General features: G+C 74.7%; 22 protein-coding genes. 12 read left to right on the forward strand and 10 right to left on the reverse strand.

Annotated elements, in window-relative coordinates; translation table 11 throughout:
- Positions 1-130: 130 nt before the first annotated feature.
- The gene (locus ABEA53_RS12500; RefSeq protein ID WP_345481550.1) at positions 131-628 is read left to right on the forward strand and encodes an HNH endonuclease; all 498 of its coding nucleotides are present in this window, start codon (positions 131-133) and stop codon (positions 626-628) included.
- Positions 625-1,572 (forward strand): nucleoside hydrolase, encoded by a 948-nt coding sequence (locus ABEA53_RS12505; RefSeq protein WP_345481552.1) that lies wholly within the window; start codon positions 625-627, stop codon positions 1,570-1,572. Before ABEA53_RS12500 ends, ABEA53_RS12505 begins: the two co-directional genes overlap by 4 nt.
- Before the next feature lie 25 nt (positions 1,573-1,597).
- Here the strand turns inward: ABEA53_RS12505 and ABEA53_RS12510 are convergent, their stop codons facing one another.
- Positions 1,598-2,620, reverse strand: a complete 1,023-nt coding sequence (locus ABEA53_RS12510; RefSeq protein ID WP_345481553.1) for a hypothetical protein — start codon at positions 2,618-2,620, stop codon at positions 1,598-1,600.
- 161 nt (positions 2,621-2,781) lie between these two features.
- Entirely contained in the window at positions 2,782-3,654 is an 873-nt protein-coding gene (locus tag ABEA53_RS12515) for an LLM class flavin-dependent oxidoreductase (RefSeq protein ID WP_345481554.1), read from the reverse strand.
- A gap of 53 nt (positions 3,655-3,707) precedes the next feature.
- Between ABEA53_RS12515 and ABEA53_RS12520 the strand changes: the two genes are divergently transcribed.
- On the forward strand, positions 3,708-3,935 hold the full coding sequence (locus ABEA53_RS12520; RefSeq protein ID WP_345481555.1) for a hypothetical protein: 228 nt from the start codon (positions 3,708-3,710) through the stop codon (positions 3,933-3,935).
- A gap of 7 nt (positions 3,936-3,942) precedes the next feature.
- Here the strand turns inward: ABEA53_RS12520 and ABEA53_RS12525 are convergent, their stop codons facing one another.
- On the reverse strand, positions 3,943-4,773 hold the full coding sequence (locus tag ABEA53_RS12525) for a helix-turn-helix domain-containing protein (protein WP_345481556.1): 831 nt from the start codon (positions 4,771-4,773) through the stop codon (positions 3,943-3,945).
- 86 nt (positions 4,774-4,859) lie between these two features.
- On the opposite strand from ABEA53_RS12525, the gene ABEA53_RS12530 reads away from it, so the two are divergent.
- Positions 4,860-5,540 carry an SDR family NAD(P)-dependent oxidoreductase gene (locus ABEA53_RS12530; RefSeq protein ID WP_345481557.1) on the forward strand — a complete coding sequence of 227 codons (681 nt, stop codon included), beginning with the start codon at positions 4,860-4,862 and terminating at the stop codon, positions 5,538-5,540.
- Between the two features lie 126 nt (positions 5,541-5,666).
- On the opposite strand, the gene ABEA53_RS12535 is transcribed toward ABEA53_RS12530, so the two are convergent.
- Positions 5,667-6,071 (reverse strand): arsenate reductase ArsC, encoded by a 405-nt coding sequence (locus ABEA53_RS12535; RefSeq protein WP_345481558.1) that lies wholly within the window; start codon positions 6,069-6,071, stop codon positions 5,667-5,669.
- 71 nt (positions 6,072-6,142) lie between these two features.
- Between ABEA53_RS12535 and ABEA53_RS12540 the strand changes: the two genes are divergently transcribed.
- The 3 genes from ABEA53_RS12540 to ABEA53_RS12550 all read left to right on the forward strand — a co-directional run bounded on the left by ABEA53_RS12540 (position 6,143) and on the right by ABEA53_RS12550 (position 7,294).
- Positions 6,143-6,508 (forward strand): ArsR/SmtB family transcription factor, encoded by a 366-nt coding sequence (locus ABEA53_RS12540; RefSeq protein ID WP_425550631.1) that lies wholly within the window; start codon positions 6,143-6,145, stop codon positions 6,506-6,508.
- Entirely contained in the window at positions 6,505-6,957 is a 453-nt protein-coding gene (locus tag ABEA53_RS12545; protein WP_345481559.1) for a GNAT family N-acetyltransferase, read from the forward strand. Before ABEA53_RS12540 ends, ABEA53_RS12545 begins: the two co-directional genes overlap by 4 nt.
- Before the next feature lie 109 nt (positions 6,958-7,066).
- Positions 7,067-7,294 (forward strand): hypothetical protein, encoded by a 228-nt coding sequence (locus ABEA53_RS12550; protein ID WP_345481560.1) that lies wholly within the window; start codon positions 7,067-7,069, stop codon positions 7,292-7,294.
- Positions 7,295-7,300: 6 nt separating this feature from the next.
- Here ABEA53_RS12550 and ABEA53_RS12555 read toward each other — a convergent pair whose 3' ends face one another.
- From ABEA53_RS12555 to ABEA53_RS12580, 6 genes are all read right to left on the reverse strand, one after another.
- Positions 7,301-8,428, reverse strand: a complete 1,128-nt coding sequence (locus ABEA53_RS12555; RefSeq protein WP_345481561.1) for a GAF domain-containing protein — start codon at positions 8,426-8,428, stop codon at positions 7,301-7,303.
- A gap of 198 nt (positions 8,429-8,626) precedes the next feature.
- Entirely contained in the window at positions 8,627-8,839 is a 213-nt protein-coding gene (locus ABEA53_RS12560) for a hypothetical protein (protein ID WP_345481562.1), read from the reverse strand.
- A gap of 90 nt (positions 8,840-8,929) precedes the next feature.
- Positions 8,930-10,102 (reverse strand): zinc-dependent alcohol dehydrogenase, encoded by a 1,173-nt coding sequence (locus tag ABEA53_RS12565; protein ID WP_345481563.1) that lies wholly within the window; start codon positions 10,100-10,102, stop codon positions 8,930-8,932.
- Positions 10,103-10,143: 41 nt separating this feature from the next.
- Positions 10,144-10,503: a hypothetical protein gene (locus ABEA53_RS12570; protein WP_345481564.1), complete on the reverse strand. Its 360-nt coding sequence runs from the start codon at positions 10,501-10,503 to the stop codon at positions 10,144-10,146.
- A gap of 3 nt (positions 10,504-10,506) precedes the next feature.
- Positions 10,507-10,908, reverse strand: a complete 402-nt coding sequence (locus ABEA53_RS12575) for a hypothetical protein (RefSeq protein ID WP_345481565.1) — start codon at positions 10,906-10,908, stop codon at positions 10,507-10,509.
- Between the two features lie 155 nt (positions 10,909-11,063).
- Entirely contained in the window at positions 11,064-12,074 is a 1,011-nt protein-coding gene (locus ABEA53_RS12580) for a helix-turn-helix transcriptional regulator (protein WP_345481566.1), read from the reverse strand.
- Between the two features lie 247 nt (positions 12,075-12,321).
- On the opposite strand from ABEA53_RS12580, the gene ABEA53_RS12585 reads away from it, so the two are divergent.
- The 5 genes from ABEA53_RS12585 (at position 12,322) to ABEA53_RS12605 (ending at position 16,790) form a co-directional block, all read left to right on the forward strand.
- On the forward strand, positions 12,322-13,473 hold the full coding sequence (locus tag ABEA53_RS12585; protein ID WP_345481567.1) for a glutathione-independent formaldehyde dehydrogenase: 1,152 nt from the start codon (positions 12,322-12,324) through the stop codon (positions 13,471-13,473).
- A 52-nt stretch (positions 13,474-13,525) separates the two neighbouring features.
- Positions 13,526-14,812 (forward strand): DUF2254 family protein, encoded by a 1,287-nt coding sequence (locus tag ABEA53_RS12590; protein WP_345481569.1) that lies wholly within the window; start codon positions 13,526-13,528, stop codon positions 14,810-14,812.
- Positions 14,813-14,959: 147 nt separating this feature from the next.
- A complete protein-coding gene (locus tag ABEA53_RS12595) occupies positions 14,960-15,121 on the forward strand; it encodes a hypothetical protein (RefSeq protein WP_345481570.1) in 162 nt (53 codons plus the stop codon).
- Positions 15,118-15,600 carry a hypothetical protein gene (locus tag ABEA53_RS12600; RefSeq protein ID WP_345481571.1) on the forward strand — a complete coding sequence of 161 codons (483 nt, stop codon included), beginning with the start codon at positions 15,118-15,120 and terminating at the stop codon, positions 15,598-15,600. Before ABEA53_RS12595 ends, ABEA53_RS12600 begins: the two co-directional genes overlap by 4 nt.
- Positions 15,601-15,620: 20 nt before the next feature.
- Positions 15,621-16,790 carry a zinc-dependent alcohol dehydrogenase gene (locus tag ABEA53_RS12605; protein WP_345481572.1) on the forward strand — a complete coding sequence of 390 codons (1,170 nt, stop codon included), beginning with the start codon at positions 15,621-15,623 and terminating at the stop codon, positions 16,788-16,790.
- Positions 16,791-16,812 lie beyond the last annotated feature (22 nt).

Raw genomic sequence — 16,812 nt, forward strand, 5'->3', positions numbered from 1 at the left:
CGGACGGCGCCCTTTTTCGTGTCCGGACGCGCCGCGTCCGGGTCGTGCTCCGGGTGGAGCGGCGCCCGCCGCGCCGTCGGGTCTGGTCGAACCCCTGCAAGCCGTGCAGGCCGCTTCGAGAGGAACGCTCATGCGCACCCTGGTCCTGAACGCCGGATACGAGCCCCTCGCGGTCGTGTCCTTCAAACGCGCGCTCGTGCTCGTGCTCAACGGGAAGGCGACGGTCGTCTCGGCCGATGAGCGCCACCCGGTCTTCGCCGCCTCCGGCTCCTGGGACCGGCCGAGCGTCATCGTGCTGACCCGGTACGTTCGGATGCCCGGGCTCCGCCGCGTGCCGGTCACGCGGCGGGGGGTGCTGCGGCGGGACGAGTTCCGCTGCTGCTACTGCGGCAGGAGCGCGACGACGATCGACCACGTGCTGCCCCGGTCGCGCGGCGGGGCGGACAGCTGGGAGAACCTGGCGGCCTGCTGCCTCGCCTGCAACAACACGAAGGGCGACAGGACGCCCGGAGAGATGGGGTGGACGATGCGTACGACGCCGAAGGTGCCGCACGGCACGACCTGGCTGGTGCGGGGCGTGGAGCGCCCGCAGGACGACTGGCGCGAGTACCTGGCGACCGCGGCGTGAGCGGCGCACCCTGGTACTTCGACTGCGACACGGGCATCGATGACGCGCTGACCCTCGGTCTGCTCGTCGCCGAGGGCGCGGACGTCAAGGGCATCGGCAGCGTCAGCGGCAACCTCGCCGCGGCGGGCGGCGCCAGGAACACGCTCGACCTGCTCGCGGTGATGGGCCGCACGGACGTCCCCGTCGCGGTCGGCGCCCACGACCCGATCGATGGCGTCTTCGGCGGCGGAGCGGCGTTCGTGCACGGCGAGAACGGCATCGGCGGTGTCGAGCTGCCGCGGGTCGGCGAGCCGGTGGCGGAGTCCGCCGCCGAGATGCTGGTGCGCCTCGCCCACGAGCACGAGGGCGCGCTGCGCGTGCTCGCGGTCGGCCCGCTGACGAACCTCGCGCTCGCGCTCGAGCTGGAGCCGCGGCTGCCCTCCCTCGTCGCGGACGTCGTGATCATGGGCGGCGCGGCGGCGGTGCCCGGCAACGTCACCGCGGTGGCGGAGGCGAACATCATCAACGACCCGATCGCGGCGCAGGCGGTGTTCGCGGCCGAGTGGCCGGTCACGATGGTCGGCCTCGACGTGACGATGGAGGCGCGGTTCGAGGAGGCGCACCGGCAGCGGCTCGAGGCCGGCGGCGAGTCCGCGAAGGCGCTCGCCGCGATGCTCGGCGTCTACTTCGACTTCTACACCGCGATCCTCGGCCGGCCGTCGTGCGCGCTGCACGACCCGCTGGCCGCGGCGATCGCGCTCGGCACCCTCGAGCCGACGCTCGCGCCGCTGGTCCCGATCGAGGTGGACACCACCGACGGACCCGGCCGCGGGCAGACGATCGTCGACCGGCGGGACCGCTACATCGGCTACCCCGCCCGGCCCGGCCTGCGGCACCGCGCGGTGCTCGAGATCCCCGAGGGGTTCGGGGACGCGCTGCTGGCGTCCCTGCTGCGCCTGCCCTGAGGTCCGACGCGGCCTCGGCGCCGGCTCAGGCCGGCGTCGAGGTCCGCTGCAGGTCCCAGAGGCTCTGCTGCAGCGCCACCGCGAGGTCGCGGAGCCGCACCAGGTCCGCCTCGTCCACCGCACGCGGCTCGGCGTCGAAGACGCAGAGCGTGCCGAGGGGCGCGCCCTCCTCCGACTCGATGCGGTGACCGGCCCAGAACCGCAAGTCGCCGCTGCGGACGTCCGGGAAGCCCTGGAAGCGCAGGTCCTCCTGCGCGTCGCCGACGATGAGGCCGCCGTAGGTGCGCAGCGCGCGGTTGCAGAGCGTGTGGCCGCGCCGGATGACCGGGTCGTCGAGCCCGATGCGCACCGAGTAGCGGGCGTGGTCGGCGTCGACGATGCTGAGCGCCGCGGAGGCGGTGCCGTACGCGGCCTGCGCGTCCGCCACGATCTGCTCGAACCGGGCCACCCACGCGTCGTCCCGCGGCGGGAGGCGGTCGACGGCGTCGAGCCGCAGCTCCTCGTCGTAGTGGTCGTCGGCGAGGAACCGGACCATCGGGTCGATCAGGCAGGAGGCGGTGGCCGCACCGATCGCGGTGGCCCAGGCGCGGGGCCGGTCGCCGGCCGCGAGGTCCTCGAGCCGCACGACCGGGGTCAGCGCGTCGGCCGCGGCGCCGGCCTCCTCGGCGAGGCGCTCGAGCGCAGCACCGGTGCCGGCGGGGACGACCAGGACGACGGCCGCACCGACCGTGAGGCGGCGCAGCAGCCCCTGCAGCAGCGGTGCGACCCCTGCGGGGCCCTCCGCTCCGGCCGCGGGCGGGTCGAGCACCACGACGACCGCGTCGATGCGCGACAGGTCGCGCTCGAGGGGGAGCCCGCCGGTGGCGGCGTGCGCGAGGGCATGGATGGGGACGGCCTCGACGTCGACGCCGTGCCCGGTGCGCGTCGCCAGCTCGTCCGCGAAGGCCTGGGCGAGCTCGGCGCGGTCCGGCAGGTCCGCGCCGCCCAGCAGCAGGGTGCGGTAGGGCACCGGGCCGGACGCGGACGCCCTCGTCGGGTGGATCGGCATGGGTCCTCCGAGCTTCGTCGTCGTGGGGGCCGGGAGGGCGGAGCGGCTCGGCGGTCCTCCCGGAAGCGACCCCACCACGCTCAAGGATCGCTGAGCGGCGCGCCACCCGCCACTCCTGGGGGGGTCGCCCCGCACCCGCTGCGTAGGTGGACGCGGACGCGTCAGCCCCGCAGGCGCTGCTGGATCCGCGCGACCCCGTCCGTGTAGGCGTCGAGATCGGCCTCCGCCGAGAGCGACTGCAGCAGCACCGTGGTCGCGCCCGCGTCGACCAGGTCGCGCACGACGGCCTCGATCGCCTCGTCCTCACCCGTCGCGGCGAAGCGGCTGCCGCCCGAGAACCCCCACCGGTCGAACTCCTCCTCCATCTGCGCGGCGCCGTCCGGTCCGAACGCGGTCATGAGGAAGACGACGACCTCGTGCTCGCCCGCACGGCCGGCCTCGGCGCGCCCCTCCCGGATCCGCTCGACCGCGCCGCGCACGGCGCTCGGCGACCAGCCGGCGGGGAGGACGGTGCCGTCGGCGACCGCACCCGTCAGCGCGAGCGTCTTCGGGCCCTCGCCCGCCGCGAGCACGGGCAGGCGCTGCTGCGGCGGCCAGTCGAGACGCACGCGGTCGAGGTGCACGTAGCGGCCGTCGAGCGTCACCTCCTCGCCGTCGAGCAGGCGGCGCAGCGCCGGCACGTACTCGCGCATGAGGGCCAGCGGCGACGCGACGCGGCGGCCGACCTGCTCCATCCAGTCGAGCACGCCGTGGCCGACGCCGAAGCGGGCGCGGCCCGGGAAGAGCCGCTCGATCGTGGCGAGCTCCATCGCCGTGAGGGCGACGTCGCGCAGCGGCATCGGCAGGATCCCGACGCCCACCCGGAGGCGCTCGGTCGACGCGAGGGCCGCGGTCATGGCGGCGATGCCGCTCTCCTTGAAGCAGTCCTCCCAGAGCCACAGCTCCTCGACACCGGCCTGCTCGGCCCGCTCCGCCGCGGGCAGCAGCCGCTCGGGCGCGAAGCTCGGCTGGAAGATCATCCCCATCGATGCCATGGGCTCATTCTCGCCGCGCTCCGCCGCCGTCGCACGCGCGTACCCTCGCGCCCATGCGCGGCGCACCCTGGGAGGGACTCTTCTACGGCTTCGTCCTGGAGGTCGTCGTCGCGATCGGCTCCGGCGTCTACGCGCTGCAGACGCCGGACTTCCTGAGCCGCGCGCTCGCCTGGGGGCTCTTCGCGATCGTGCTCGTGCTCGCCGTGCGCACGATCCGCCGCGCGGCCGCACGGCCCGCCGACACCGACCGGCCCACCGGCCGCTGGTGGTTCGGCGGCTGATCCGGGCTCAGCCGACCGGCTGCAGGCCGGCGACGCGGAGCAGCTCGAGCTTGGAGGCGTCCTCCGAGCCCGGCACCGCCGTGTAGACGACGATCCGCAGGTCGCCGCCGGGCGCGGTGAGCACGTCGCAGTCGATCGTGATCGGCCCCACCGCGGTGGCCGTCGCGGTCTTGCGGCTCGAGCGGTGCCGGGCGACGTGCGCCTCGCTCCAGCGGGCCGCGAACTCCGGGGAGGCGGCGCGCAGCCGGGACACGAGCGCGGCGAGCGACGGGTCCGCCGGGTAGCGGCCGACGGCGTCGCGCAGGTCCGCGGCGAGATCGCTCGAGAACTCCTCCGCGTGCTGCGCGTCGAAGTCGATGACGCCGGGGCCGGACGTGAAGTGCCGCCAGGCGACGTTGCGGTCGAGCCCCTGCAGGCGTCCCGGGTCGCCGGTGAGCGCGGACCACAGCGGGTTCCACTGCAGCAGGTCCCACGACGCGGACATCACCGCCATCGGCACGTCGCCGAGCCGGTCCATCATCCGCTGCACGCCCGCGGCGACGTGCCGCGGCACCAGCCCGCCGTCCGGCACCGCCGCGCCGCCCGCGCGGTACAGGTGGTGGCGCTCCTCCTCCGTGAGGCGCAGCGCCCGGGCGAGCGCACCGAGCAGCTGCGGGGAGGGGTGCAGGGCGCGGCCCTGCTCGAGCCGCACGATGTACTCCACGCTCACGCCCGCCAGCGCGGCGAGCTCCTCCCGCCGCAGCCCGGGGGCGCGGCGCCCGGGACCCGCGGGCAGGCCCGCCTCCTCGGGGCGCATCCGGTCGCGCCACGCGCGCAGCACCTCGGCGAACTCGTCCATGCCCCCATGCTCCTCCCGCCGCGTCGCATCGGGGTGGTACCGGCAGTGCCTACGGTCGGCCGGCGGTCCGGGGCGAGGGTGGAGCCATGACCACGACACTGATCACCGGGGCGAACAAGAGCCTCGGCCTCGAGACCGCCCGCCGCCTGCTGGACGCGGGCCACACCGTCGTCGCAGCGATGCGCGACCCGGCGAAGGGCGACGCCGTGCGCGCCCTCGGCGCCCGCGTCGTGCAGCTCGACGTCACCGACCAGGCGTCGGTGGACGCCGCGTTCGCCGACCTGCCCGAGCTGGACGTGCTGGTGAACAACGCCGGCGTGATCGGCGACGTCCACGGCGTCGACGGGCTGACCGCCGAGGCCGCCGCGGCCGTGCTCGACACGAACGTGCTCGGCATCGTGCGGGTGACGCAGGCGGCGCTGCCGCTGCTGCGCCGCTCCGCGAACCCGGTCGTCGTCAACGTCGCGTCCGGCGTCGGCTGGCCCCGGTTCCTGACCGACCCGGCCCACGACGAGTTCCCCGTGCCGAGCGTCCCCTACGCGCTGTCGAAGGCCGCCGTGATCGCGTTGACGGTGCAGTACGCGAAGAACCTGCCCGGGATGCGGATCAACGCGTCCGACCCCGGCTACACGGCGACCGACTTCAACGGGCACAGCGGGCACCAGACCGTCACGGAGGGCACCGACGCGACCGTCGCGCTCGCGCTGCTCGACCAGGACGGGCCGACGGGCGAATTCCACAGCCGCGCGGGGCGCATCGACTACTGACGGGCAGGGCGGTCCGGCGTCGTCGGCGCCGGACCGCCCTGCGTTCCTCGCTCAACAGCAGGAGCCGCTGCAGCAGCCGGTGTCGTCCGCCATGGTCCACCTCCCTCCGATCTAATCGGAACGGGGTCAGTGCTCGAGGCTGCTGAGCAGGGCACGGACCCGCGACTCGATCTCGTCGCGGATCGGGCGCACCTGCTCGAGCGGCAGCCCTGCCGGATCGGTCAGCTCCCAGTCCTCGTAGCGCTTGCCGGGGAAGACGGGGCACGCGTCGCCGCAGCCCATGGTGATGACGACGTCGGAGGCGCGGACGTCGTCCACCTGCATCGCGCGCGGCTGCCGTCCGGCGATGTCGATGCCGACCTCCGCCATCGCGGCGACGGCCGTCGGGTTGATCGCGCTGCCCGGCTCGCTGCCGCCCGACAGCACGCGCACGCGGCCGCCGCCGAGCGCTTCGGTGAACCCGGCAGCCATCTGCGAGCGGCCGGCGTTGTGCACGCACACGAACAGCACCGAGGGCGTCTCGTCGGACATCTGGACCTCCTGGATCGACGGGTGTCGATGGAAACATAGACGAACATCGATGCAGGTGGGAGACTCGGAGCGTGACGACCGTCGAGCTGCCGATCCGCTCCACCAGCGCGGCCTGCTGCGTCGGGGAGGCGTGCTCGCCGATCACGCGCGAGCCCCTCGGCTCCGGCGGCGCGACGGCGCTCGCGACGGTGCTCAAGGCGCTCGCGGACCCCGCGCGGCTCCGGCTGCTCTCGATGGTGGCGGCGCACGACGGCGGCGAGGCCTGCGTGTGCGACCTGACCGAGCCGCTCGGCCTGTCGCAGCCGACCGTCTCGCACCACCTCAAGGTGCTCGTCGACGCGGGGTTCCTCACGCGCAGCAGGCGCGGCACCTGGGCCTACTACGCGCTCGTCCCCGGGGCGCTCGACGCCGTCGCGGGAACGCTGGCGACGGTGTGACGGCGGTCCGGCGTGCGACGCCCGACGACGCCGCCGCGATCGAGCGGCTCGTCGAGGAGGCGGGGCTGCCGCTCGCGGGGCTCCGCGGCGTCGCCCTGCGGTTCGTCGCGGAGGACGATCACGGTCCCGCCGGCGTGGCGGCCCTCGAGGAGCACGGTTCCGGCTCGGAGCGGGCCCTCCTCCTGCGCTCGGTCGTGACCCGGCCGGACGCGCGCGGCACCGGCGTCGGTGCCGCGCTCGTGCGGGCCGCGCTGCTCCACGGCGACGAGGTGCAGGCCCCGATCGCCCTGCTCACCGAGACGGCGGAATGCTGGTTCCCCCGCTTCGGCTTCCGCGTCGTCCCGCGCGGCGACCTGCCGCCGACGCTCGCCGCATCGGAGGAGCTCCGCGGCGCCTGCGCGCTGACGGCCCGCGCGATGCTGCGCCCGCACGGCCGAACGGCGGGGTGAGCGTGGCCGCGTCGAGACGCAGGACCGCGACGCGGAGCCCCGCCTGCGATTCCCGGGAGCCGCGCGTGCTGACGAGCGCTTCCCCGGCTCGCGGAGCGAGGATCACCGCATGTGCCTCGACGAGCCGCCGGGCTTCACGCTGGCGGCGGTGATGATCGCGCTGGACGAGGACGCCGCACGCGACTGGCTCGACCGCTGGCGAGCGGCGCCGCCGCAGCTGCGCACCCTCATGGAGTCGGACGTCGCTGTGGCCGCTGCGGTCCGCACCAGGAACGACCTCGGGCGCCGGAACGAGCGGCGGCGCTTCCAGGAGATCGTGGAGCGCGGCGACCTCTGACCCGGATCAGCCCCTGTCGCCGGCCGCCGCGTGCCCCGGGGCGGTGATCGCCGCCTCCGCGAGCAGCGCGAAGTCGCGGAGCAGCTCGAGGTCCACCTCCTCCGCCTCCCGGGGAACGGTGTCGTAGATGCAGAAGGCGCCGACGCGGTGCCCCTCCAGGGACTCGAGCGGGTAGGCGGCGAAGAACCGCACGGGCGGGTCGCCGCGGACGAGCTCGTTCCCGGCGAGCCCGGGGTCCGCCCACGTGTCGAGGATCACGACCGCGTCGCGCGAGGTCAGCGCGGCGTCGCAGAGGGCGAGGGCGAGGGCGCGGGGCAGCCGGGTGGTGCGCACCGCGCCCGACGCCGCGACGTTCAGCACGCGATCGCGCTCCACGACGTTCACGGCGGCGAGGTGCACGTCGAACGCGGCGCGGGCGGACCGCACGAGCCGGTCGAGCTCGGGCGGTGCGACCCCCTCCCGCAGCCCCAGCTCGTCGAGCGCGCGGAGCCGTCGCGGCTCCTCGTCCTCCTCGTCCCGCGGGAGCCCGCCGAGAGCGCCGAGCGCCGGGTCGACGAGCTCCTGCGCGATGCGGTCCGCGCCGGCGGAGGCGCCCTTCGGCAGGACGAGCGCGCGGACGGCCCGGCGCTCCGCGTCCTGATCGCCCGGCGCACGCTCCACGAGCCGCTCGACCCCGAGCGAGCGCTGCAGCGCCGCCGGCTCGAGTGCGACGAGCAGGACGGCGCTGGACCGGGCGAGCCGCTCGACGGCGCTGCGCACGGGGGAGGAGAGCCCGAGCAGGCGGCCGGCGCCGCGCAGCCCCGCGGGTGCGGTCAGCACGAGCACCACGGCGTCGTAGCGCCAGAGCCGCCACGGCACGACCGAGCGGCGCAGCGCGGCCAGCACGGGACGCAGCTCCCACAGCACGTCGAGGTCGACGCCGCGGCGCAGCTGCAGCCAGGCGCGGTCGGCGAGGTGCTCCGCGAACCACCGGTCGTCGGGGGACGGGCTGCCCGAGCCGACGACGCTCCGGCTGCCCACGAGGAGCAGGCGGTAGGGGCGGGGGCCGCTGCGGTGCAGCCGGCTGATCGTGATGCGACCGCGGCGGACGGCGCGCAGCTCGCCGACCGGTCCGGTCGAGGCCGCCTCGCTCACGTCCGTGATCCTGCCCGTCCGCGCTGCGCGAGCGCTGCGCCGCGCACGCCCCTCCCGTGCGGAGGCCGTCGTCGGAGGTCCAGAAGGGCCCGCGGGCTCGTACCGGTTCGCCACCGCTCCGGCCGTCGGCTCCGAGGGCACCGGTGCGCGGAATCGCCCCGCCGCCCGGCGTGAGCGGCTGCGGCTGCGGTCAGCCGTTCAGCACCGCGAACGCGATCCCGCCGACTCCGAGATCAGGGCCACGAGCCCGGTGACGAGCACCGCGAGTCCGGCGTCGCCGCTGCGCGTCGGGCCGAGCGGAGCGGGGCCGCGACGAGCGCCCTGCATGCCGATCGCCAGGCCGACCGGCGCCGTCAGCGCTCCGACGACCACCGCGAGCAGCGGGGCGCCGATGGCGTCCTCGAGGAGCATGCCCGCGACGGTGATGCGGCGGCACGCCCCCGGCACCACCACTGAGGGTGGATCGGACTGCGGGTGAGCAGCGGCACGTCGCCTCGCCCCTCACGCGGAGAGCACGACCTTCGTGCACTCGTCCTGCTTCTCCTTGAAGATCTCGTAGCCACGCGGTGCCTCCTCGAGCGGCAGCCGGTGCGAGATCACGAAGCTCGGGTCGATCTCACCCCGCTCGATGCGCTCGAGCAGCGGCCGCGTGTAGCGCTGCACGTGGCACTGCCCCGTCCGCAGGGTGATGCTCCGGTTCATCCACGAGCCGACGGGGAACTTGTCCATGAGGCCGCCGTAGACGCCGATCACCGAGACCGTCCCGCCGTTCCGGCAGGACGTGATCGCCTGCCGGAGCGCGGGGCCGCGGTCGGTCTCGGCGCGGACCGCCTGCTTCGCGCGGTCGTACAGCTGCAGCGGCGCCACCTCGGTGTGCGCCTCCATCCCGACGGCGTCGATGCAGGAGTCGGGCCCGCGGCCCGCGGTGAGGTCCTTCAGCACCTCCTGCACGTCGGTCTTCCCGTAGTCGATGGTCTCCGCGCCGACCTGCTCGGCCGCCTTGCGCAACCGGTAGTCGAACCGGTCGACGGCGATGACGCGCTCCGCGCCGAGGAGGCGGGCGCTCGCCATCGCGAGCAGGCCGACGGGCCCGGCGCCCCAGACCGCGACGACGTCGCCGCCGCGGATGTCGGCCATCTCCGCCCCCATGTACCCGGTCGGGAAGATGTCGGAGAGGAACAGCACCTTCTCGTCGGGCAGATCGTTCTCGATCTTGATCGGCCCCACGTCGGCGAACGGCACGCGTGCGTACTGCGCCTGCCCGCCGGCGAACCCGCCGGTGAGGTGGGAGTACCCGAAGATGCCGGCTCCGGCGTAGCCCCACAGCTGCTCGGCCATGCCGGCGTTCGGGTTCGAGTTCTCGCACACCGAGTAGTACCCGGCCGCGCAGGCGTTGCACGCACCGCACGCGATGGGGAACGGCACGACCACCCGGTCGCCCACCCGGAGGTTCCCGACGCCTCCGCCCACCTCGACGACCTCGCCCATGAACTCGTGGCCGAGCACGTCGCCCTTCTCCATCGTCGGGATGAACCCGTCGTACAGGTGCAGATCCGACCCGCAGATCGCGGTCGAGGTGATCCGCACGATCGCGTCGCGGTCGTTCAGGATCGCGGGGTCCGGCACGTCGCGCACCTCGACGCTCGTCCGGCCCATCCAGCAGTTCGCTCGCATGTCCTTCTCCTCCTGCTCCTCGGTGGCCCGGCGGACCGGGGCTAGTGCTCGGTGCCGAGCGGTTCGGCGGGGTGCTGCGTGCGCATGCGCGGCGCGTCCGCGCCCTCCGGGCTGCCCTCGGACCGCACCACCTCGCCGGTCTCGAGCAGCTGCTTGAACCGGCGCATCGCGTCGCTCAGCCGCCGCTCCGGGTCGGTGCCCGTCACGGCCCCGACGACCGCGCCGAGGGGCCCGCCCGAACCCGCCTCGAGCACCGCCCGGACCTCGGTCCCGCGTGCGCCGGGCGCCGGTGCGAAGGTCACCACCACGTCGTCGCCGGACAGCGGAGGGTCCGCCTCCGGCAGCCGGGAGCGGATCTCGGCCTCGTCCCGCCTGATCGTCGCTGCTGCTCTGCACTCCATCGGTCATCTCCTCCGTGTCGATCCGGTCCGTGCGGGGCCGCGGCTCGCGCGGACCGCCGCGAGCACGTCCACCACGGTCACCGCGACCAGGAACGCGGTGACGCGCGCCGTGCGCGTCCGGTCCTCGCCCTGCTTCGCCGCCGTGGTCAGGCAGGCGAGCGGCACGTCCATCGCGTCCTGGCCCACGCGCGCCCACAGCCATGCGGGGTGCCGGGTGCCGAGCAGCCCGGTGGCGACGGCCAGCTCGCGCACGCCGATCGCGCGGAGCAGGCCGAGCACCCCGGTGCGGGTGCTCAGCCCCGCGGCCCGGGCCACGGCACGCGGTGCGAGGAGCGGCGCCGCGCCGAGCGCGAGGCTGAGCACCCCGAGCCCGGCGTGCAGCGCATCCCGTCCGGTGGTGGCCACGGCGGTCCTCCCTCCCGATGCCCTGGTCGTTCGAGCGGTCCCATCACAGGGCCGCGCGGGACCGGCGCGCATCGGCAGGACTGCCGAGCCGGCGGAGGCCTCGGCCGTCGCTCAGCCGTGCGTCGGTGCCGGGGCGACCGGTCGGATCGCCGCGGTCAGCAGCCCCGGCGCACGGGCGGCACGTAGAGGCCCATGCGCTCGGCCCGCACCGCTGCGAGGGTGCGCGACGGCGCGTCGAGCTTGACGAGGATGTGCTCGAGGTGCGCGGCGACCGTGCGGGGAGCCACGACGAGCTCGTCCGCGATCGCCTGGTTCGAGCACCCGTCGACGACCAGGCCGAGCACCTCCAGCTCCCGCGCGGTCAGACCGTGCAGTGACCCGGCCGGAGCGAGCAGCACGACGCCGGAGAACCCGGTGCCGATCTCGTCGGGCGCCGTCAGCGCGGTGACGCGCACGTACCCGTGGTGGTCGCGTCCTCCGCCGTCGTCGGGCCACAGGAAGGCGGCGTGCAGCCGACCTCCGCTCAGCGCCCCGAGTGCGGCGTCGAGCAGGGCGGAGCCGGGTGCGAGCAGCGGATCCGCGACGAACCCGGGCAGCGCGGCGACCCGACCGCCGACGGCGAGCAGCGCCCCGGCCTCGGCGTGCTGCACGAGCCCGGCCAGCACCAGCACCGAGCGCATGGGATCGACGCCTTGGGCGAGGACCGACGTGAGCCCGTCCAGCCGGCGCCGCACGGCGTCGCTCGGCGGCGTCGCGTCGCCGGACAACAGCGCGAGGAAGCCGATGTGCCGGTGCCCCGGTCCGAACAACGACACCCCGAGCCCCTCGTGGTACCCGGCGGGGAGGAGGCACTCCGCCCAGGTCGGCAGGTCCTCCGCGGGGTAGGCCAGGTCCGACGGACTCAGCGGCGGCCGGACCCGGTCGGCGCCCGTCACCTCGATGTCGTGCGCCATCGACGGGCCGCCGAGGTAGCGCACCGTGCGCTCGTCGAGCCCGATGCCGGCGAGCGACGAGTAGCCGGCGCCGAGGGGATCCGCCAGGGCGATCCACGCGCTGTCGAAGGGGATCGACCGTCCGAGCTCGACGAGCAGGGCCTCCGCGCGCACGGGCAGGGACTCGGTGGACGCCGCGACGTCCGCGAGCCGGAGCGCGATCTCCTCGGTCATGCCGTCGCCCCCTCCTGCCACCCACCGGGTGAGCGGTCCGCGCCGCTCAGGACCCCCGTTCCCGGCGACCCGTTCCAGGAGTACTCCGTGAGGCCGGATCGCGCAGGAGGTTGACATCGGACCCGCGGCCTCTCATCGAGATGGGCAGGTCTGCCGATGCGGCCGCCCGCCGGCTCGCGGTCCGATGGACCCGGTCCCGACGCGGGTACCGAGCACACCACGATCACGAGGGAACGAGGACTCCGCCATGAAGGCTGTCGTGTACGAGGGGCCGAATCGCGTACAGGTCAAGGAGGTGCCGGACGCCCGGATCGAGCGCCCGACCGACGTGCTGGTCCGGATCACCACCACCAACATCTGCGGCTCGGACCTGCACATGTACGAGGGGCGCACCGACTTCGAGACCGGCCGCTGGTTCGGTCACGAGAACATGGGCGAGGTCGTCGAGGTCGGGGACGGCGTCGACAAGGTGCGGGTCGGGGATCGCGTCGTCCTGCCGTTCAACGTCGCGTGCGGGCACTGCAAGAACTGCGAGCGCGGGCTCACCAACTACTGCCTCACCGCGCAACCGGTCGCCGAGTGGGCGGGAGCCGCGTACGGCTTCGCCGACATGGGACCGTGGGCGGGCGGTCAGGCGGAGCTGCTGCGGGTGCCGTGGGGCGACTTCAACTGCCTGCGGCTCGGCGAGGACGCGGACGAGCGCGCCAACGACTACGTGATGCTCGCCGACATCTGGCCGACCGGCTACCACGCGACGGAGCTGGCGGGCGTCTCCCCGGGCGACTCGACGGTCATCTACGGATCCGGGCCCGTCGGCCTGATGGCCGCCCTGTCGGCCACGATCCGCGGCGCGAGCAGGGTGATGGTGGTCGACCGGCACCCGGACCGGCTGCGCCTCGCGGAGTCGATCGGCGCCATCGCGATCGACGACTCGAAGGTCGACCCGGTCGAGGCGGTGCTCGAGCAGACGATGGGGCTCGGCGCGGACAACGGGTGCGAGTGCGTCGGCTACCAGGCGCACGATCCGGAGGGGAACGAGCACCCGAACGACACGCTCAACAAGCTGGTGAGGTCGGTGCGCTTCACGGGGCGGATCGGCTCGATCGGCGTCTTCGTCCCGCAGGACCCGGGCGGGGTCGACGAGCTCGCGAAGCAGGGGCAGGTCGCGTTCGACTACGGGATGTACTGGTTCAAGGGCCAGCACATCGGCAGCGGGCAGGCTCCGGTCAAGAAGTACAACCGGCAGCTGCGCGACCTGATCGCCGCCGGGAAGGCGGAGCCCTCGTTCATCGTCAGCCACGAGCTGCCGCTCGAGGCCGCGCCGGAGGCGTACGAGCACTTCGACCGGCGCGACGACGGGTGGACGAAGGTCGTGCTCAAGCCCGCCATGGCCGGCTGATGGCGGCGGGACACCTCGGCCCGGCGTCCCCGGGCCGGGCCGGGGTGCGCCCGTGAGCACGCGGCGCTCCGTCGCCGCGCACCGCTGGCGCACCAACAGCCTGTGGGCCGTGCCCCTGCTGTGCATCGCCGCCGGAGTGGTCGCCGTCGTGCTGGCCCTCGCGATCGACGGCGCACTCGGGTACGACCTGGTCCCGGGCGACGGGCTCGGCAGCCCGACGGCCGTGCAGACGATCCTGAGCACCGCCGCGTCGTCGATGCTGACCCTGACGACGATCGTGCTCACGGTGCTGACGCTCGGCGTGCAGCTCGCGATGCAGCAGTTCTCGCCGCGCATCGTCCGCGCCCTGCTCTCCGACCGGCGGAGCCAGCTCGCGCAGGGGCTCTTCGCCGCCACGTTCCTCTACTGCATGGTCGCGGTCGCCCGGGTCGACGACCAGGCGGAGCCCGGCGGTCGGGTGCCGAGCGTCACGGTGGCCCTGGGGTACCTGCTGCTGCTCGGCAGCCTGGTCGTGCTGGTGGCGTACGTGCACCACGCGGGCCAGTCGCTGCGGGTCGCGGGGCTGATCGACGTGGTCGGCGACAACCTCCAGGCCGAGATCGACCGGTCGTTCCCGGAGCGCGACCGGCCGAGACGCGACCCGGGAGTCGTCACCGCCGCGCAGGCGGGCGTCGTCGTCGTGCTGGACGTGGACGGCCTGGTCGAGCACGCCCGGAAGGCGGAGGACGGCCTCGAGATGCTCGTCGCGGTGGGCGACTTCGTCCCGCGCGACGCGCCGCTGCTGGTCTCGAGCACGGGGACGCCGGTCGACGCCGCGGCGGTCCGCCGGATGATCCTGCTCGACAACGAGCGCAGCCACGTCGGCGACGCCGCGTACGGGTTCCGCAAGCTCGTCGACATCGCGGAGCGCAGCATCGCCTCCAGCCCCTTCGACGACCCGGCCACGGCGGTGCAGGCCGTCGACCGGATCCACGACGCCGCGCGTCAGCTCTGCTTCCGCGACCTGCCGTCCGGACGTCACCGGGACCAGGACGGGACGGTGCGGCTGGTGACGCGCGAGCTCGACTGGCACGGCTGGGTCGCGGTGGCCTTCGAGGAGATCGTGGGGCTCGGCGCCTCCTCGCCGCTCGTCGCCCGTCGTCTGCTCGCCGCGCTCGACGACCTCCTCGCCGCCGCCCCGGTGGCGAGGCGGAGCGCGCTCGAGGCGCAGCGGGAGCGCCTGCTGGCGAAGGCGGGCGATGCCGGCATCACGGTGCTGCCCGACGTCCAGGGGCTCGGTTCGGGCGCCGACGTCACCGTGCCGGACGGAGCCGCCGGACGCGCCGCGGCGGGCGCCTGACCGATGCTCCACGACCCGCGTCCCGCTCCCGCATCGGTCGAACTGCCGATGCGGGACCGGGCGGCTCCGAGGTGTGCTGGACCCGAAGGGCGGCTCCGCCCGACGGCGGTCGTCGGAGCACCGAGTCGCCGTGACGGAGGAGGAGGCATGATCGCAGGCGGACTGCACGGCGGGCGTGCGGCGGTCCTCGCCGCCGACCGCGTGGTGCGGGTGGGGCTCGAGCAGCCCCGTCGACCGCTGGGCGGAGCGGGAGCGCGCCGCGAGCTGTTCTCGTTCGACGACGACGCGACCGGGGGCGGTGCCCGGTGAGCGCGCGCACGCGAGGCGTCGCGGTGCTGGCGGTGGCCGGCGGTGGCGTCCTCGCCGTCCGGCGGCTGCGTCGTCGGACGGCCGGCGGGCCGGGCGAGCCGCGATCGCGGTGGCGAGCGGTCACGATCGACCGCGACCCGGAGGCGGTGATGCCGCAGGGACGCGTCCCGACGCCGCTCGACGAGCTCGGCGACGTCGTGGAGGTCTCGGTGCGCGTCGCCGCGGGAGGGAAGGGGACCGAGCTCCGGGCCCGCCTCCGAGCGCCCGAGCCGGCGGGTGCGGCGTCCGCCGCGGCCCGGCTGTCCGGCGACGACCCGCGACAGCGGGTCCGCGCGGCGCTGCGGGAGGCCAAGCAGCTGATCGAGGTGGGAGAGGTCCTGCGCGTCGACCCGACGCCGCACGGCCGGAGGAGGACGACTCCGACCGGGGCCGCCGTGGAGGCGGCGGCGGAGCGCGCCGCGGGGGAGGGAGTGCTGTGAAGGCGCTGTGCTGGACCGGAGTGAACGAGACCGCCGTCGAGACGGTCGACGACCCGCGCATCCTCAACGATCGCGACATCATCCTGAAGGTGCGGCTGAGCACGACGTGCGGCTCCGACCTGCACCTGCTCGGCGGCTACATCCCCTCGATGCGCGCCGGGGACGTGCTCGGGCACGAGTTCATGGGGGAGGTCGTCGAGGTCGGCGCGGCCGTGCGGAACCACCGGGTGGGCGACCGGGTCACGGTGTGCTCGTTCATCGCCTGCGGTCGGTGCTGGTACTGCGCGAGAGGGCTGTTCTCGCTCTGCGACAACGGCAACCCGAACCCGGGTCTGACCGACCTCATGTGGGGATCGGCGATCGGCGGCTGCTTCGCGTACAGCCACGCCCTCGGCGGGTTCGCTGGCAGTCACGCCGAGTACGTCCGCGTCCCGTACGCGGATCAGGGAGCGTTCACCGTGCCGGACGGGGTCTCCGACACGGCGGCCCTGTTCGCCTCCGACGCGGCGCCGACCGGCTGGACCGGGGCGGACGGCGCGGGCATCACCCCGGGCGACACCGTCGCGGTCTGGGGCGCGGGCGGCGTCGGCCAGATGGCCGCCCGAGGGGCGATGCTGATGGGCGCCGAGCAGGTGATCGTGATCGACCGGCTGCCCGAGCGGCTGCAGCAGGTGCAGCGGTACATCGGCGCCGAGACCCTCGACCACACGAAGGACGACGTCGTGGCCGAGCTCAAGGAGCGCACCGGCGGCCGAGGTCCCGACGTCTGCATCGAGGCGGTCGGGATGGAGGCCCGCAGCACCGGGCCCGCGTACCTCTACGACCGGATCAAGCAGCAGCTCCGGCTGCAGACCGACCGGCCGACGGCGCTCCGGGAGGCGGTCTACGCCTGCCGGAAGGGCGGCAGCCTCTTCGTGCTCGGCGTCTTCGGCGGCGCGATCGACAAGTTCCCGATGGGTGCGCTCATGAACAAGGCGCTCACCGTCCGGGGCGCCCAGCAGCACGGGCAGCGCTACATCCCGCGGATACTGCAGCACATCGCGGACGGCGAGCTCTCGACCGAGCACCTGGCCACGCACGTCATGTCCCTCGACGACGGACCGCGCGGGTACCGGATGTTCAAGGAGAAGCAGGACGGCTGCGTCCGCGCGGTCTTCCGGCCGGACGGGGCCGCCACCCCGGCCCGCTGATCTGCGCTCGTCGACCGAGCGG

This window comes from Amnibacterium soli, from assembly GCF_039544415.1.
In the GTDB taxonomy this organism is placed as follows: domain Bacteria; phylum Actinomycetota; class Actinomycetes; order Actinomycetales; family Microbacteriaceae; genus Amnibacterium; species Amnibacterium soli.

Bases quoted from the DNA above. Each gene is read 5' to 3' on its own strand.
- ABEA53_RS12525 (WP_345481556.1), bottom strand. From the start codon at position 4,773: ATGGACGAGTTCGCCGAGGTGCTGCGCGCGTGGCGCGACCGGATGCGC.
- ABEA53_RS12520 (WP_345481555.1), top strand. From the start codon at position 3,708: ATGCGCGGCGCACCCTGGGAGGGACTCTTCTACGGCTTCGTCCTGGAG.
- ABEA53_RS12515 (WP_345481554.1), bottom strand. From the start codon at position 3,654: ATGGCATCGATGGGGATGATCTTCCAGCCGAGCTTCGCGCCCGAGCGG.
- ABEA53_RS12565 (WP_345481563.1), bottom strand. From the start codon at position 10,102: ATGCGAGCGAACTGCTGGATGGGCCGGACGAGCGTCGAGGTGCGCGAC.
- ABEA53_RS12585 (WP_345481567.1), top strand. From the start codon at position 12,322: ATGAAGGCTGTCGTGTACGAGGGGCCGAATCGCGTACAGGTCAAGGAG.
- ABEA53_RS12560 (WP_345481562.1), bottom strand. From the start codon at position 8,839: ATGCTCCTCGAGGACGCCATCGGCGCCCCGCTGCTCGCGGTGGTCGTC.
- ABEA53_RS12570 (WP_345481564.1), bottom strand. From the start codon at position 10,503: ATGGAGTGCAGAGCAGCAGCGACGATCAGGCGGGACGAGGCCGAGATC.
- ABEA53_RS12535 (WP_345481558.1), bottom strand. From the start codon at position 6,071: ATGTCCGACGAGACGCCCTCGGTGCTGTTCGTGTGCGTGCACAACGCC.
- ABEA53_RS12510 (WP_345481553.1), bottom strand. From the start codon at position 2,620: ATGCCGATCCACCCGACGAGGGCGTCCGCGTCCGGCCCGGTGCCCTAC.
- ABEA53_RS12580 (WP_345481566.1), bottom strand. From the start codon at position 12,074: ATGACCGAGGAGATCGCGCTCCGGCTCGCGGACGTCGCGGCGTCCACC.
- ABEA53_RS12500 (WP_345481550.1), top strand. From the start codon at position 131: ATGCGCACCCTGGTCCTGAACGCCGGATACGAGCCCCTCGCGGTCGTG.
- ABEA53_RS12530 (WP_345481557.1), top strand. From the start codon at position 4,860: ATGACCACGACACTGATCACCGGGGCGAACAAGAGCCTCGGCCTCGAG.
- ABEA53_RS12595 (WP_345481570.1), top strand. From the start codon at position 14,960: ATGATCGCAGGCGGACTGCACGGCGGGCGTGCGGCGGTCCTCGCCGCC.
- ABEA53_RS12550 (WP_345481560.1), top strand. From the start codon at position 7,067: ATGTGCCTCGACGAGCCGCCGGGCTTCACGCTGGCGGCGGTGATGATC.